This is a genomic window from Actinosynnema sp. NPDC059797 (assembly GCF_042732085.1).
Lineage (GTDB): Bacteria > Actinomycetota > Actinomycetes > Mycobacteriales > Pseudonocardiaceae > Actinosynnema.
The window spans coordinates 3,433-18,206 of record NZ_JBHWIE010000138.1; the positions used below are offsets into that span (position 1 = coordinate 3,433).

General features: G+C 74.0%; 17 protein-coding genes. 10 read left to right on the forward strand and 7 right to left on the reverse strand.

What is annotated here, in order from left to right; genetic code table 11:
- Window positions 1–405: 405 nt before the first annotated feature.
- The 3 genes from ACFV4N_RS25785 (at window position 406) to ACFV4N_RS25795 (ending at window position 2,216) form a co-directional block, all read left to right on the forward strand.
- Complete coding sequence (locus ACFV4N_RS25785) at window positions 406–954, forward strand: hypothetical protein (protein ID WP_499675171.1); 549 nt, start codon at window positions 406–408, stop codon at window positions 952–954.
- 184 nt (window positions 955–1,138) lie between these two features.
- The gene (locus ACFV4N_RS25790) at window positions 1,139–1,333 is read left to right on the forward strand and encodes a hypothetical protein (protein WP_499675172.1); all 195 of its coding nucleotides are present in this window, start codon (window positions 1,139–1,141) and stop codon (window positions 1,331–1,333) included.
- Between the two features lie 31 nt (window positions 1,334–1,364).
- Entirely contained in the window at window positions 1,365–2,216 is an 852-nt protein-coding gene (locus tag ACFV4N_RS25795) for a fibronectin type III domain-containing protein (RefSeq protein ID WP_499675173.1), read from the forward strand.
- Window positions 2,217–2,316: 100 nt separating this feature from the next.
- On the opposite strand, the gene ACFV4N_RS25800 is transcribed toward ACFV4N_RS25795, so the two are convergent.
- Entirely contained in the window at window positions 2,317–2,904 is a 588-nt protein-coding gene (locus ACFV4N_RS25800; RefSeq protein ID WP_499675174.1) for a TetR/AcrR family transcriptional regulator, read from the reverse strand.
- 125 nt (window positions 2,905–3,029) lie between these two features.
- Between ACFV4N_RS25800 and ACFV4N_RS25805 the strand changes: the two genes are divergently transcribed.
- Window positions 3,030–4,499, forward strand: coding sequence for a carboxylesterase/lipase family protein (locus ACFV4N_RS25805; protein WP_499675175.1), 1,470 nt, complete (start codon window positions 3,030–3,032; stop codon window positions 4,497–4,499).
- 73 nt (window positions 4,500–4,572) lie between these two features.
- On the opposite strand, the gene ACFV4N_RS25810 is transcribed toward ACFV4N_RS25805, so the two are convergent.
- Window positions 4,573–5,124, reverse strand: a complete 552-nt coding sequence (locus ACFV4N_RS25810) for a hypothetical protein (RefSeq protein WP_499675176.1) — start codon at window positions 5,122–5,124, stop codon at window positions 4,573–4,575.
- A 553-nt stretch (window positions 5,125–5,677) separates the two neighbouring features.
- A complete protein-coding gene (locus ACFV4N_RS25815) occupies window positions 5,678–6,811 on the reverse strand; it encodes a hypothetical protein (protein WP_499675177.1) in 1,134 nt (377 codons plus the stop codon).
- Between the two features lie 329 nt (window positions 6,812–7,140).
- Between ACFV4N_RS25815 and ACFV4N_RS25820 the strand changes: the two genes are divergently transcribed.
- From ACFV4N_RS25820 to ACFV4N_RS25830, 3 genes are read left to right on the forward strand one after another with little or no spacing between them, the layout of a single operon-like run.
- Entirely contained in the window at window positions 7,141–7,584 is a 444-nt protein-coding gene (locus tag ACFV4N_RS25820) for an alpha/beta fold hydrolase (protein WP_499675178.1), read from the forward strand.
- Between the two features lie 11 nt (window positions 7,585–7,595).
- Window positions 7,596–8,306, forward strand: a complete 711-nt coding sequence (locus tag ACFV4N_RS25825; RefSeq protein ID WP_499675179.1) for an alpha/beta fold hydrolase — start codon at window positions 7,596–7,598, stop codon at window positions 8,304–8,306.
- Window positions 8,303–9,097 (forward strand): alpha/beta hydrolase, encoded by a 795-nt coding sequence (locus ACFV4N_RS25830; protein ID WP_499675180.1) that lies wholly within the window; start codon window positions 8,303–8,305, stop codon window positions 9,095–9,097. The genes ACFV4N_RS25825 and ACFV4N_RS25830 overlap by 4 nt, the downstream gene beginning before the upstream one ends.
- 78 nt (window positions 9,098–9,175) lie before the next feature.
- Here the strand turns inward: ACFV4N_RS25830 and ACFV4N_RS25835 are convergent, their stop codons facing one another.
- The 3 genes from ACFV4N_RS25835 to ACFV4N_RS25845 are packed head-to-tail and all read right to left on the reverse strand — an operon-like array spanning window position 9,176 to window position 11,785.
- Entirely contained in the window at window positions 9,176–10,345 is a 1,170-nt protein-coding gene (locus tag ACFV4N_RS25835) for a helix-turn-helix transcriptional regulator (RefSeq protein WP_499675181.1), read from the reverse strand.
- Between the two features lie 24 nt (window positions 10,346–10,369).
- Window positions 10,370–10,714, reverse strand: a complete 345-nt coding sequence (locus tag ACFV4N_RS25840; protein WP_499675182.1) for a hypothetical protein — start codon at window positions 10,712–10,714, stop codon at window positions 10,370–10,372.
- Between the two features lie 36 nt (window positions 10,715–10,750).
- Complete coding sequence (locus ACFV4N_RS25845) at window positions 10,751–11,785, reverse strand: AAA family ATPase (RefSeq protein ID WP_499675183.1); 1,035 nt, start codon at window positions 11,783–11,785, stop codon at window positions 10,751–10,753.
- 65 nt (window positions 11,786–11,850) lie between these two features.
- On the opposite strand from ACFV4N_RS25845, the gene ACFV4N_RS25850 reads away from it, so the two are divergent.
- On the forward strand, window positions 11,851–12,618 hold the full coding sequence (locus ACFV4N_RS25850) for an alpha/beta fold hydrolase (protein ID WP_499675184.1): 768 nt from the start codon (window positions 11,851–11,853) through the stop codon (window positions 12,616–12,618).
- 125 nt (window positions 12,619–12,743) lie between these two features.
- On the forward strand, window positions 12,744–13,679 hold the full coding sequence (locus tag ACFV4N_RS25855; protein WP_499675185.1) for a helix-turn-helix domain-containing protein: 936 nt from the start codon (window positions 12,744–12,746) through the stop codon (window positions 13,677–13,679).
- A gap of 55 nt (window positions 13,680–13,734) precedes the next feature.
- On the opposite strand, the gene ACFV4N_RS25860 is transcribed toward ACFV4N_RS25855, so the two are convergent.
- The gene (locus ACFV4N_RS25860) at window positions 13,735–14,130 is read right to left on the reverse strand and encodes an HNH endonuclease (RefSeq protein WP_499675186.1); all 396 of its coding nucleotides are present in this window, start codon (window positions 14,128–14,130) and stop codon (window positions 13,735–13,737) included.
- A gap of 298 nt (window positions 14,131–14,428) precedes the next feature.
- Here ACFV4N_RS25860 and ACFV4N_RS25865 point away from each other — a divergent pair.
- A partial coding sequence (locus ACFV4N_RS25865; protein ID WP_499675187.1) for an NAD-dependent epimerase/dehydratase family protein occupies window positions 14,429–14,774 on the forward strand: 346 nt, incomplete at its 3' end.

Here is a 14,774-nt window from a genome sequence, read left to right on the forward strand (position 1 = left end):
CTTGGGATCGTTTATGTGTATACTCGACCGTTGCGGGTATGCGCCGGATTCCCACCGGACTTCCCCCGCACCGCACGCGTATTCGATTGGCCCGCCAAGCCTGTCACCCCCGGCGCGCAGGTCAATCGGCCATCCGGTGTTTCGGGTTGGCGAACGCGGTGCGCGGGGACGACTCCCGCGCACCGCGCGATCACACCCCGGCCGTCCCGCAGGCGACGACCGCCCGGCGGCGGGCCGGCCGGGACTCGGCGACCACTGGTAGACGCCACGCCGATTGCGCCATCTCGGCCGATGTGCATCCAAAAGCCATGAACGAGTAACGGACCGGTCGGAGTGGCCGATCCACAGGACGGGCGGCCTCGTGTCGCCTCCGGCTTCCCTCGCACCTCACCCTCGGAGGGACGGATGCGTTCACGCACGGTCCTGACCGGTCTCCTCACCACTGCGGCCACCGTCCTGGGCTTGACGGCCTCCGCCACCCCCGCCGCGGCGGGGGCGCTGGACGTGACCTGCCTGCCGACCAGCAGCCAGACCGCGTCCTTCAGCCCGCCGCTGACCCTCACCCCCGGGCCGACGACGGTGACCGCGTCCACCCAGTACGGACCGTGCACCTCCGCCGGCGTGCCGGGGCTGACCTCCGGCTCCCGCAGCGCCACCATCCCCTACCCGGCCTTGTCGTGCCTGGACCTGCTCGCCTCGGCCCCGCTGACCTTCACCATCACCTGGAACACCGGTCAGACCTCCACCATCTCCGGCAGCACCACCGTCACCACCGCCGGCGCCGCACTGGTCGTCACGATCACCGGCAACGTCACCGCCGGGCTGTTCGCCGGCGACTCGGTCGTCCAGACCATCACCGGACCGTCCACCGCCGTCACGCTGTGCACGCTGGGCCTGGGGACGGTGCCCGGCATCTACGGGGTCGTCACGCTCGCCATCACCTCCACGCCGTAACCGTCGAGGCACGCACGGCAGGCGGCAGGAACCGGACTTCCCCGCGAACCTCGCCCCGGCATTCCGCTGCGGCCACGCCTTCGTTCCGCAGTTGAACGGAAAACCGCCTGATGGCAAGATCGAGATGACGCCGCCGACGCCATGCGACTCGATGGGGAGCAGCACATGGGCAAGGCGATGCGCCGTGCCGTCCTCGCGGCGGCGGAGCAAGTGGGCCGACATGGGCTCCACGCCGGGGCGCGGCGCGCGGTTCTTCGGGTACGCCAACACAAACGCGGGCGTCGACGCCAACCGGCCGCAGCCGAGCTCCACCGCGGCGGCGAACCACACGCCGCAGAAGTACCTGGCGGCTTCCGACGGGTGGAACCCGGTCGGGTGACCGTGCCACCGATGAAGGCGAAGGGGTAATCGTGCTGGGAAGAAGACTCGTCATCGGGACCGCGGTCGCCGCGGTGTTGTCCGGCGGCGTCGCGGCCGGGACGGCGTCCGCGGGAACGGTCGGCCTGGGGCTCGACTACACCTGCGGCCCCGGGGTCGTCGTGCACGCCGACGTCACGGCCGTCGTGCCCGACGAGGGGATGGTCGGCGGGAACGTCCCGTACCTGGAACCCGCGTACATCGACGTGGACGTGACGTTCGCCCTCGACCGCGCGCCGGCCGGCGTCCGGATCGACGGGGACAGCACCGCGTCGCTGGCGGCGACCGTCGTCGGCCCCGCCGGGACCACGGCGACCGCGGCCGCGCTGAGCTTCGCGCCGACCCTGCTCACCCCGGCCGGCGGGCCGGTGAAGGCCGCCGGCGGGTTCCCGCAGCTGGGCCTCTACCCGGCCGGGGACTACGCGATCCACCTGGGCGACCTCACGCTGTCCCTGCGGCCGGAGCACCCGAACGGGACGCCCGCGGGCGCCGCCACCACCGTGACCTGCCGGCACGCCAACCCCGACGACCTGCTGACCGTGGTCAAGTCCGAGTCGAGCATCATCGAGCACCCGGTGCGGCCGTCGCAGCTGCAGGTGACGGCCGTGACGCCGACCAGCGCCTCGCTGAGCTGGTACTCGACCTCGTGGTGGTTCCCCACGATCGGCTACGAGGTGTTCCTGGACGGCGTGAAGGTCGCCTTCGTGACCGACAGGCAGGCGACGCTCACCGGGCTGAGCCCCGACACCCAGCACCGCGTCAAGGTCACCACCAAGGACTCGTACGGCTTCTCGTCCCCGAAGAGCCAGGGGTTGGTCTTCGCGACGCCGCCGCGCGGCCGGTGATCGTTCGTGAACCCGCCCCGGGCCGTGGACCCGGGAGTCCTTCGCGGCCTCCCGGGTCGAGGCGCTCCTCGTCCCCACCTGCCCCTGCGTCCCGGGCAGGTCACGTACTCCTGAACAGCCGGTCCAGGTGCACGTCGATCGCGGCGAGCGCGTCCCGGGGCTCGACCACGTCGAGTTCGATCAGGGAGGTGAAGCCGGTGAGGGCGAGGAGCAGGTTGGTCTCGGTCGCCGGGTCGCGTCCGGGGTCGATGTGCCCGTCGGCGATCGCCTGGCGGACCAACTGCTCGACGAGGGCCCGCCCTCGGACGAGGCCGCGGCGCGCCTGCTCGTGCACGGCCTCGTCGTGCAGCGCCTCCAGGACGTAGGCGGCGCTCATCCGGCTGGTCGCGCGGGCGTCGGCGTGCAGGGGGAGCATTTCCGCGAGCGTCAGTCGCAGCACGTCACGGGGGTGCGGACGGTCGCCGAGCTCCTCGAGCCCCCGTTGCACGCGCGCCGAGGTCTGCTCGGACGCGAAATCCATGGCGAAGGAGAGCATGGCGGTCCGGGAGGCGAAGTAGTGCTGCAGCTGCCCGAGCGACATGCCCGCCTCCTGCGCCACGACGCGCATCGTCAGCTGGGTGACCCCGCGCTGCTCCACCACCCGCCACAGTGCGCGGGCGATCGCTTCGCGGCGTCCGCGGTGATCCACCTGTTTCGGCATCGCCGACCCTTCCCCGCACCCGGGACCGTTCCAATACAGTTGACATAATACACCTGACCCATAACCCTGGAGGCCACCCGGGGGAAGGGGTCGGCATGATCGAACAGCCAAAGGTGAGGACCGCTGAAGGCGTGGTGCAGGGGTGCCGGCGGCAGGGGCACGCGGTGTTCCGCGGCATCCCCTACGCCCGGCCCCCGGTCGAAGCGCTCCGCTTCGCCGCGCCCGCGCCGCCGCACCGCTGGGAGGGGACGCGGCAGGCGGTCGAGTTCGGCCCGGCGGTGCCGCTGTCCCTGCCGATCGACGTACCCCCGCAGGGCGCCGACTGGCTGACGCTCAACGTCGGCACCCCGGATCCCGGCGCGGCGGGACTGCCGGTGCTGGTGTGGATCCCCGTGGGCGGCTACCTCTCAGCGGTGTCGAGCGACCCGATGTACGACCCGGCAGCGCTGGCCGGGGCGGGCATCGTCGTGGTGACCATCAACTGCCGCGTGGGCGCGGAGGGGTTCGCGTTCCTCGACGACGCGCCGCCCAACCGCGGGTTCCTCGACCAGATCGCGGCGCTGGAGTGGGTGCAGCGCAACATCGCCGCCTTCGGGGGCGATCCCGGCCGGGTCACCGTGGGCGGGGTGTCCGCCGGGGCGGGCTCGGTCGCCGCCCTGCTGACGATGGAGTCCGCGCGCGGCCTGTTCCGGCGGGCCATCGCCCATTCGGTGCCGGGGTTGCACAGCACCCCCGCGCTGGCACGGCAGGTCACCGCCGCGTTCGCGGCCCGGCTCGGCGCGGCGGCCCCCACCGCCGAGGCCCTGCGCGACATCGACCCCTGGCACCTGGCCGCCGGGCTCACCTCCTTCAACGCCGGTCTCCACGCGCACCGGCAGAGCTGGGGACGCCTCACGGAGACCGGCACCGCGCTGTGCCCCGTCGTCGACGGCGAGGTCCTCCCGGAAACGCCTTGGCCCGCGCTGACCGGCGCGCGCGCGAGCGGGACCGAACTGCTCGTCGGCCACGCCCGGGACGAGTTCCGGTACTTCAGCGTCGTGAGCGGGCGGTACGGCACCTTCACCGAGGAGGACGCCCGCGCGGCCCTGGAACTGCTCGCCCCGCCACCGGACGGCGCGCGGGCCTACCGCGCCGCGTTCCCGCAGGCGGGCCCGGAGGAACTGGTGGAGGCGGTGTACTCCGACGCCCTCTTCCGCATGCCGTCGCAGAAGCTGGCCGAGGCGAACGCCGCCGCCGGCGGCACCTCGTACCTGTTCGAACTGTGCTGGGTCGCCCCGGTGCTCGGCGGCGTCCTGGGCGCCTGCCACAGCCTCGACGTGCCCCTGGCGTTCGGCACGCTGGACAGCCCCGTCGGCGCCCAGCTCATCGGCGAGCCCACTCCCGAGGCCGTCGCGCTCTCCCGCGAACTCCGGGAGGCGTGGGTCCGCTTCGTCACCACCGGCGACGCGGGCTGGTCCGCTCACCGGCCCGGCGAGCACCTCACCCGCGTCCTGGACACCGAGTCGAAGACCCTGCCCTACCCCGAACACGCATCCCGCCGGATCTGGGCAGGCCACTTCCCCGCCCCCTTCGACCTGTCGTGATCGTCCGGGCCGGCCCCTGCGACTGCGACGCCGCCACTCACCCGCCCATCGGGGACAGGTCGAGCGGGACCGGTCATTCACCGGGTTGGCGGAACCGCTGCACCACACGCCGGTGTTCCTCGTCCCAGGTGCGCGGTCCGTACTCGACGAGTAGCACGAAGACGGGCCCCGCGAGGAAGAGCAGCACGAAGGGGATCGACGCGAGTGTCGCACCGGCGTTGGTGACGTTCGGTTCCTCGTAGTACGGGATGATCGCGAGTTCGGCGAGCACGTGCTGCACGAAGAGGGAGGAGCCGAGGAGCGCGAGCTCCCCCAGCGCCCGGCTCAGGCCCGCGACGCCCGTGGGCAGCCACTTGACGACGTTCGAGATGGGCGGTTGGAAGGCCGAACCGAGCTGCCGGGCCTGCGGGACGCGGTTGTCGAAGGCGGCGAGCGTCAGGACCGCGATCTGGAGGTACCCACGTGCCGTGCCACGCCGCGGCGCGCAGGACCGCGAGCCGTCGGGCCTCGGGACTGGTGCGCCGGGCCTCGCAGGCGTCCAGTGCGCGTTGCCGCTCCGCCCGCTCCCGATCCCGTGCGCGCAGTTCCCGTTCGGCCCGCCTCTGCTCCGGCCGCGCCAGGACATCGCCTGCCGCGGACTCCGCGCACATGATGTGGACGACCCGGGCGAGCGGCGTGTGCGCCCCGCCGGCGCGGTCCCGGAACCGGCTCAGCGCGTCCAGCAGCGGGTGGCGGAACAGGTCCTCGGCGAGGGGCGTCTCCCGCTTGCCCAGGCAGGCGTCGACCAGCCCGGGAACGGTCACCCGGTGTCCCCGGTAGGTCGCCTCGCCCTCGGGGTCGAGCCAGCCGAGCAGGTGGAGGAGCTTCACGTCGGCCGGTAGGTCGTCGTTCCGCAGCCGGTGGTCGATCAGCTCGATCTGCGCGCCGAGGTCGGCGGGTGAGAGGTCGTCGAGGGCGCGCAGCCAGGCGAGGAGGCCGAGCCACCCCTCGGACCGCGCGTTCGCGCCCTCGAAGAACTGACGCCTCGCCGCGTCCCAGTTCCGTTCGACGCGCCCGGCTCGTGGAAGTGGGCGTTCTGAACGTTGTTGTCGCCGACCTGGAACGCGGTCGGTCCGTGGAAGGTGTTCCCCGAGACCGCGCCGCCCCGGGTCGCGAGCGCCCGGGGCGGCCGGGCCGCGTCAGCGGGACGGGGTCGTGGCGACCGGGGTCCAGCGGACGCCCTTCCAGGTGCCGTCGGCGGTGGTGCTGCGACCGACCACGACGCCGTGGTTGTTCAGCGCGACCGGCGTGCTGTAGGCGCCACCCAGCGAGTCGAGGTAGGTGAGCCGCCCGTCGCGCCAGAGGAACACGCGGGTCGACGAGTGGTCCGGCGACGAGGCGTGCCCGATGACGTCGCCGCGCTCGTTGATCGCGGTCGCCACGGAGTTGCCGGGCACGCCGAGGTCGACCTGCTTGCCGCCGGCGGGCCACAGCACCGCGCGGGACGTGCCGTTGTCCAGCACCCAGCCGACCGCGTCGCCGCGCTCGTTGAGGGACTGCTCGCCGTGGGCGAGCCGGCCGCTCTCCGACAGGACGGTCAGCTCCTCACCGTCCCAGCGCAGCGCCACCATGCCCCGGTTGGCGACGACCACACCGGCCTCGTTGATCGCCTCCGGGTCGTACGTGCCGTAGCCCGGACCGGCGGGCAGCCGCGTGCACGCGCCGTCGGCGCAGCGGAGCGCGGCGAACTCCTGGAAGGAGGCGGAGGCGTAGCTCGCCGCGACGACACCGGCGTCGTTGATCGCGTACGCCGACACGTGATCACCGGCCACCGGCAGCTCCACGTGCCGCTCGCCGTCCCACACGGTGGCGTGCTGCCCGCCTCGGGACGACGTGGCGTACGACATCGGCACGCTGCCGTCGTCGTTGATCACCTGCGCCAGCGCCCACGCGGCTCCCGGCGGGGTGATGGCCTTCCGCTGACCCGCGGACCAGACCCACGGCTTCTGCGTGTCCGGCACGCCGTCGGAGGTCGACCCGAGCACCTCGCCGCTCTGGTTGATCGCGCCGGCCAGACCGGGGCCGAGGTCGGTCGCACCGCCGCGGGGCGCCCACAGCACCGCGCGCGTCAGCCCGTCGCCCTGGGCGCTGCCGATGATCTGGCCGAGGTCGTTGACACCGGTGGGGTGGTAACCGAGGGTGGCGGGCAGGCCCGCGACGCCCGGCAGTTCGGCGATGACGTGCGTGGCGGACGCGACCGCCGCGGGAGTGGTGGCCAGTGGCAGGGCTGTCGCGAGCGCCAACACGGCCAGCGACGCGCGTAAGTCGGGCATGATCGCTCCGTTGCGAGTATGTCCTGGAGTGGTGCTGGATCGATCAACGGTAACCCCCGCGCCCCCGCGGCGGTGTCGGCCGTGCGGCGCAACGGTCCACGGGAGCCCTGCGCCGCACGGAGGTTCGCGGATCGCCACCGGATCAGCCACAGGCGCCACCGGTTCACCAACGACCCCTCGATGCCGCGCGGGCGGATGGCTCGCCAGTCGGATGACGGCAGTCGCGCGCGGGGTGGTCGAGACGAGGTGCAGTCATCCGACCGAAGCAGGGCGGCCCCCCGGATTCCTACGGTGAGCGGGTGATCAGATCCGGCTCCGAAGGGGTTGCCATGTCGTCTCGTCCCGGTCTCGCCGCCGGCTTGCGCCGAGTCGCCACCGGACTCGCGGTGGTCCTGCTCGTCTTCACCGCCGCACCGGCCTCGGGCTCCCCCGCGGGTTCCGGGCACCGGCCCAAGCCCACCGTCGTGCTGGTCGGGCACTCGTACGGCGGTGTCGTGATCACGAACGCCGCCACCGGGAACGCGAACGTGAAGGCGCTGGTGTACGCGGCGGCCTTCGCGCCCGACGCGGGTGACACGGTCGGCGGGTTGCAGGTGCGGTTCCCCGGCACCAAGCTCGGCCCGTCCGCGCTGGACGTGCGGGAGTTCCCGCGGGCAGGCGGCGGCGTCGGCCACGAGGGGTACGTCAAGCCCGCGCTGTTCCGCGACGTCTTCGCCGGTGACCTGCCCGCCGCCACCGTCGACCTGATCGTCGACGCCGCCACCAACCGCTGAGAGGGCCTGACATGGGCTACGTGACGACCGACGACGGCACGCGGATCTTCTACAAGGACTGGGCCGCCGGGCGTCCCGTGGTGCTCAGCCACGGCTGGCCGCTCAACGCCGACAGCTGGGACGCGCAGGCGCTGTTCCTCGCCTCCCGCGGCTACCGGGTCGTGGCGCACGACCGGCGCGGGCACGGCCGGTCCGACCAGACCTGGCACGGCAACGAGATGGACACCTACGCCGACGACCTCGCGGCCGTGCTCGACGCGCTCGACCTGCGGGAGGCCACCCTGGTCGGCTTCTCCACCGGCGGTGGAGAGGTGGCCCGCTACGTCGGCCGCCACGGCACGGGCCGGGTCGCGCAGGTCGTGCTGGTGTCGGCGGTGCCGCCGTTCATGCTCCGCACCGACGACAACCCCGGCGGCGTCCCCGTCGAGGTGTTCGACGGCATCCGCGCCGGCTCCCTGGCCGACCGCTCCCAGCTCTACCGGGACGACCTCGACGCGGTGGACGTGCCCGCGCTGGTCATCCACGGCGACGACGACCAGGTCGTGCCGTTCGAGGTCGGCGGCAAGGCATCCGCCGACCGGATCAAAGGCGCGACGCTCACCGTGTACCCCGGCGCGCCGCACGGCATCACCGACACCCACGGGGAACGGCTCGGCGACGACCTGCTGGCGTTCCTCCGCTCCTACGACTCCGACCGCGCCACCACCGAGGAGAACCGATGACCCCCGACACGATCGTCCTCGTCCACGGCTTCTGGGTGACCGCTCGGAGCTGGGAGCACTGGAAGACCCACTACGAGGAGCGGGGCTACCGGGTGCTCGCGCCCAACTACCCCGGCTTCGAGGTCGAGGTGGAATCGCTCAACGCCGACCCCTCGCCGATCGCGAACGTCACCGTGCCGCAGATCATCTCCCACCTCGAGGCGGTCATCGGCGAGCTGTCCTCGCCGCCGATCATCATCGGCCACTCGGCGGGCGGCGCGTTCACCCAGGTCCTGCTGGACCACGGCTTCGGCGCGGCGGGTGTGGCGATCAACTCCGCCCCCACCGAGGGCGTGGTGGTGGCCCCGCCGTCACAGCTCAAGTCGACGTTCCCGATCCTGCGCAACCCCGCGAACCGGCACAAGGCGGTCGGCTTCACGCACGAGCAGTGGCGGTACGCGTTCACCAACACGTTCACCGAGGAGGAGTCCCGCGCCCTCTACGAGCGCTACCACGTCCCGGGCTCGGCCGGCATCCTCTGGAGCAGCCTGCTCGCGAACGTCCAGCCCGGCCACCAGGACGTGTGGGTCGACTACCACAACGACGACCGCGCGCCGCTGCTGTTCGTCTCGGGCGGCGAGGACCACCTGATGCCGCCGAGCGTGCAGAAGTCCAACGCCAGGCACTACAAGTCCGACGCGGTGACCGAGATCCGCGAGTACCCCGGGTACGCGCACCTGCTGCCCGCGCAGGAGGGCTGGGAGCGGATCGCCGACGACGTCCTGGCCTGGGCCGTCGCCCACGCCCGTTGACGGACCCCGGGTCACGCGGGTCGGCGGCCCGACGACGCTGATCGAGCCCGACCCGCGTGCCGCGGTCGTTCGTCGTCGTTACTCGAGCACCGCCAGCGCGTCCCGCAACGCCGACCGGGACGTGATGCCCAGCTTCGGGAAGATGCGGTAGAGGTGGGCGCTGACCGTGCGCGGCGACAGGAAAAGGCGCTCGCCGATCTCCTTGTTGCTCAGGCCGGAGGCGGCGAGGTGCGCGACCTCCAGCTGCTGCGCGGTCAGCTCCGCAGCGGACGACTTGGCCGCGGACGGCTTGGCGGCCACGGCCACCCCGGTCGCCCGGAGCTCCTGCTCGGCCCGGCGCAACCAGGCCGTCGCGCCGACGCGGCGGAAGGTGTCACCGGCCCGGCGGAGCTCGGGTCGGGCGTCGCCGGGGCGGTGCCGCCTGCGGTGCAGTTCGCCGAGCATCAGCCTGATCCTGGCCTGCTCGAACGGCCAGCGCTCCACGCGGGGCAGGGCCAGCGCGGCGCGCAGGCCGGCCGCCGTGTCGGCGACGTCGTCGGCGACCAGCGCGCGGGACGCGAACACGTGCAGCCGCAGCCGCGGCGTGCGGTCGGCGAACCCCGCCCGGTCCGCCGCGGCGACCCGGTCGCGAGCCTCCTCCCGGTGCCCGGCGCGCACCGCCGCCTCCACCGCGTCCAGGAGCGTCCACGGCGTGCCCGGCCCCTGCGAGCTGTGGGCGTGGGCGGCTTCGTAGTCGCCCTCGCCCAACGCCGCCAACGCCAGGTTCCGCGCCGAGGCCGCCAGGTGCGCGGTGCTGCCGCGCGGTTCCGCCCACTGCTCCACGGCGCGGCTGTACTCGCGGGCGGAGGCGGTGTCGCCGCGGGCGGCGGCCAGCCACCCCAGCGCGCACCGCAGGTCCTGCGCGGTCAGCGCCAGGTCGTGGCGGACGCACAGGTCCAGGCCCGCGCTCGCCGCCTGCTCCGCCTGCTCCCACTCCCCCGCCAGGAAGTGGTCGTGCGCGGTGAACCAGCAGCCGGTCGCGGCGTGCGTCACCGCGCCCTGGCCGACCTCGCGCCGCACCAGGTCGCGGACGTGCTCCCGGTGCTCGTGCAGGACGTCCAGCCACGCGGCGGCGCGGCACAGCTCGGCGACGCGACCGGGCGCGGCGTCCGCGGGCAGCGCCTCGATCGCCGTCCGCAGCTTTTCCTCGCCCGCCGTGCCGCTGAACACGCCGTGCAGGAGCCCGGTGTGCGGCGCGGCCGCCGCCACGTCGTCGGTGAACGCCTCCCCGGTCTAGGTGGCGATGAACAGGCGGGTGAGCACCGCGCGGTCGTCGGTCGCGCCGTCCAGCAGGCGGCGGGCCCCGCTGAAGTCGCCGTCGCGCACCAGCGCGATCCGGGCGCGGGTGGTGGAGCTGCGGGTGGGGTCGTCGAGCTGTCGTCGCGCCTCGCCCAGGAGGTCCTGGGCCAGCGCGAGCTGCCCCGACTCCTCCGCCAGCTCCGCCGCCCGGTGCAGCCGGCCCGCGGCGGCGGACGCGGTGGCGCTGACGGCGGCGGCCCGCCGCAGCGCGTTGACGGCCAGGCCGCTGCCACCGCGCAGGCTCGCGCCCAGCGCGGCCCGCTCGATCTCCGCCGCCACCTCCTCGTCCGGACCGGCCGCTGCCGCCGCCAGGTGCTACACCCGGCGTTCCGGCGCGTCCCGGTACGCCTCGGCCAGCTCGGCGTGCGCCGCGCGCACCTCGTCCGGCGAGGCGGTGTGCACGATCGCCGAACGCACCAGCGGGTGGCGGAACCGCAGCCCCGACGGCGTCGAGTCGCGGGTGACCAGGCCCAGGCGCTCCACCTCGACCAGGTCGAGCGGCGACAGGGCGCTCGGGCGCAGGGCGTCGTTCTCCAGCCGGTCGCCGTCCAGCGCGGTCTGGAGCAGCAGGGTGCGCACGGGGGTCGGCAGGGCCACGACGCGCGTCGCGTACGTCGACTCCAGGCGGGTGCGCGGGGACGCGCCGACGGGCAGCAGGTCCAGCGCGTCCGTGCCCACCACGTGCGGCAGCTCGGCCAGCGCCAGCGGGTTGCCCGCCGCCTCCAGCAGCACCCGCCCGCGGGCGGCGTCGGGCAGGCCGGGGTGCAGCTCGTCCAGCAGCGCGCCCGCGTCCTCGTCCGGCAGCGGCCCGACCTCCAGCATGGCGATGCCCGGCGTGACCCGTTCGCTGCTGACCAGCGGGCGGCGGGCGAACAGCGCCCGGATGTCGTGCGGCGCCAGTCGGAGCAGCAGGAACATCATCACCTCGCGCGTCGGGTGGTCCACCCAGTGCGCGTCCTCGACCGCGATCAGCAGCGGGCCTTCCCGGGCGACCTCCACCAGCACCGCGAGGGAGGCCACCGAGATGGCGAGCCGGTCGGGCACCGGTCCCGGCTCGAAGCCCAGCACCCGGCGCAGCACCTGGCGGTGGAACGGGTCCACCCGGTCGAGGTGGCCGAGGACGGGCGCGAACAACTGGTGCAGCCCGGCGAACGCGAGCTGCGCCTCGCTCTCGTAGCCGGTGCCGCCGAGCACCCGGATGCCCCGCTCACGGGCGTAGGCGACCCCCGCGTCCAGCAGCACCGTCTTGCCGACGCCGGGGTCGCCGTGCAGCACCAGGTTCGGCGGGACGCCGGGGTCCCGGTCGACGGTGCGGCGCAGCCGCGCCAGCTCCTCCGCGCGCCCGATCACCGCGACCGGCCGGGTGCAGTCATCTGACCGATGGCCCCGGTCGCGCCACCGGGCACGCTGGGGCCGTGCCACGACTCGCGGTCGGAACGGAGAACGGCGCCGAGGTGAGCCTCTACTACGAGGATTACGGCTCCGGTCCCCCGGTCGTGCTCGTGGCGGGCTGGCCGCTGACGGCGCAGTCGTGGGAGTCGCAGGTGGCGGCCTTCGTCGCGGCGGGCCACCGGGTCATCGGCTACGACCGGCGCGGCTTCGGCCGCTCCACCCGCCCCTGGGAGGGGTACGACCAGGACACCCTGGCCGACGACCTGCACCGCCTGCTCGCGCACCTGGACCTCGGGGACGCGGCGCTGGTCGGGTTCTCCTCCGGCGCGGGCGACGTGGCCCGCTGCGCGGCCCGGTTCGGCGCCGACCGGGTGTCCCGACTCGTGCTCGCGGGTCCGCTCGCGGTGGACGACGGGCTGGTGCGGGACCTGCTGGCCGCGGCCGAGTGGCACCGGGTCGCGATGCTGGACGACGTGCTCGGCAGGTTCTTCTCCGTGGACGGCGAGATCGCGCTGGACGAAGCTTCCCGGCAGCACCTGCTGCACGTCGCGGCGTGCGCGTCGCCCAAGGCGACGGTGGACGTCATCCGCGCGTGGGCCGGCGCCGACCCCGAAGCCGACCTCGCCGACGTCGACGTGCCGGTGCTGGTCGTGCACGGCGAGCGCGACGCGTTCACCGAGCCGCGCCGCGGGCGTGCGCCGACCGCGATCATCCCCAGTGCGCCGCACGGCGCGCCGATCACCCATCCCCAGCAGTGGAACGACGTCGTGCTGCGATTCCTGTCGACCTGACATGGCCCTCCCCTTCACGGAAAGGCTCTTGGCAGCCGGGACGCCGTGAGAAGTGCTGTGCGCGCACGTTGTCCGGCTGTGCGCGCACAGCCGGTGCGCCGGGGTCCGCGCCTAGACTCGGACGGGTGCTGCTCGACACCGACGACCTGGCCCCCGACGACCGGGTGGAGGCCGTCCACGCCGCCTTCCAGGAGGCGTCGGCGCCCTGCCACGTGATCCACGAGCACCCCGACCGCCCGGTCCGCTTCCGGGTGGAGCTGTGGCGGCTGGGCGCCGTGGAGGTCTTCGGCAACCGGTCGTCCGGGATGAGGCTGCTGCGCACGCCGCGGCAGGCCCGCGAGGACCCCGCTCCCGTCATCGCGCTGTCCGTGCAGCGGTCGGGGATCGGCCGCGCGGAGCAGTGGGACGAGCGCCAACTGGTCCCCGCCGGGGAGATGCACCTGGTGGACCTGTCGTCCTCCTACGACTTCGGGTGGTCCGGCGAAGGCGCGGCGGGCTGCGTGCAGGTGCCCCTGGACGTCCTGGACCTGCCCGTGGACACGATCCGCCGCGCGTCCGGCGCGCTGCGCGGCAGCCCGCTCTACCCGCTGGTGGCCGGCCACGTCGCGCACCTGGCCGGGAACGCCCGCGCGCTGTCCGCGTCCGCCGGGGCGGAACCGCTCGGCGACGCCACCCTGGACCTGGTGCGGGCCCTGCTGGCGTCGGCCGCGCACGACGGCCACCACGTGGTCGAGGACACCCGGCTCACCCAGGTCCGCGCCTACGTCCGCCAACACCTGACCGACCCGGACCTGGGACCGGAGAAGATCGCCGCCGCGCTGAACGTGTCGGTGCGCCTGCTCTACAAGCTGTGCGGCCGGGCCGGCTTCAGCCTGGAGCAGTGGATCATCGGCGAACGACTGGAAGGGGCGCGTTCCGACCTGGCCACCGACACCTCCCCGATCGCCACCATCGCCCACCGCTGGGGCTTCGCCGACGCGACCCACTTCACCCGCAGGTTCCGGTCGGCCTTCGGCTGCTCCCCCGGTGAGTGGCGCCGGTCCCGCCTGCCGGACGCCTGACCTGGGGTCACGCGCCGCGAGCCCGCCCGCCGGAACTCTCGCCGGGGTCTGCCGGTCAGCCGAGCACCTCGTCGCGCGCCGGGCTCCCCGGGACGGCCGGAGCACCGAACCGCCGCGCCAGCTCGGCGTTCACCTCCACGTGGCGGAGCAGGAACGCCCGCTCGTCCAGCCGCTTCCGCCGCAGCCACCCGGTGACCTCGGCGTTGCACTTGCTCGCGTTGCACGACCCGCACGCCGGCACGACGTTGTCGAGCGTGTACCGCCCGCCGCGCGACAACGCCTGCACGCAGTCCTTCTGGAGGGGCGTGCCGGTGGACCCGCAGTAGGCGCAGCCGCCCCAGGCCGCCTTGATCGCGGCCCACTCCACCTCGGAGAGGTCGTTCTCGGCGCGCTCCATCCGGCGCTTCCGCTTCCGCGCGGCACGCACCCTCCTGCTACCACCCACGGCCATCCGCCAACCCTATGCCCGTCGGACCGCCACCTCGGTCGACACGCCCCCGCGGTGCGCGCCCGCCGGTGACGAGTTGGTTGCGCGAAGACCGGCCGAACACCTCGGGGCGGTTCGGTCCCGCCCTGGCACGACGGCCGTCCGACCGCGTGCGGCCTCCTCGTGCAAGTCGCGATCGCGTCGGGATGATCCCGGTAGGCCGGGTCGACCTCCTCACCACTCCCGATCCCGCACCGCAACAGCGAGGAGGGAAGGCGCCCTGCGGGCCGGCCTGACTTCGGAGGTGTGCGGGGATCCGCAGGTGCACCCGCAGCCGGAGAGCTGTTGGGGCCACGTCGACCCGATCGGCCCGCGTACGGTGCACGACGAGGCCAAGCGCTGCGCCGAAGCGCTGACCGCGGCGTGCCGGACGGCGAAGGGCGCGGACACCGCGGTCGTCCGCGTCTCCAACACCTGCGGCCCCGGGACGGGGCCACACGGCGGTCGGGCGATCCCCACGGTCGTCCGCCAGGCGCCGGCCGGACGACCGCTCACCGTGGCGGGCGACGGCCGGCAGACCCGCTCCGCCTGCCACGTGGCGAACCCGGCCCGCGGCACCCTCCCGCCCGCCCGCGCGCGGGAGCACGGACCGGTGAACCCCGGTGACC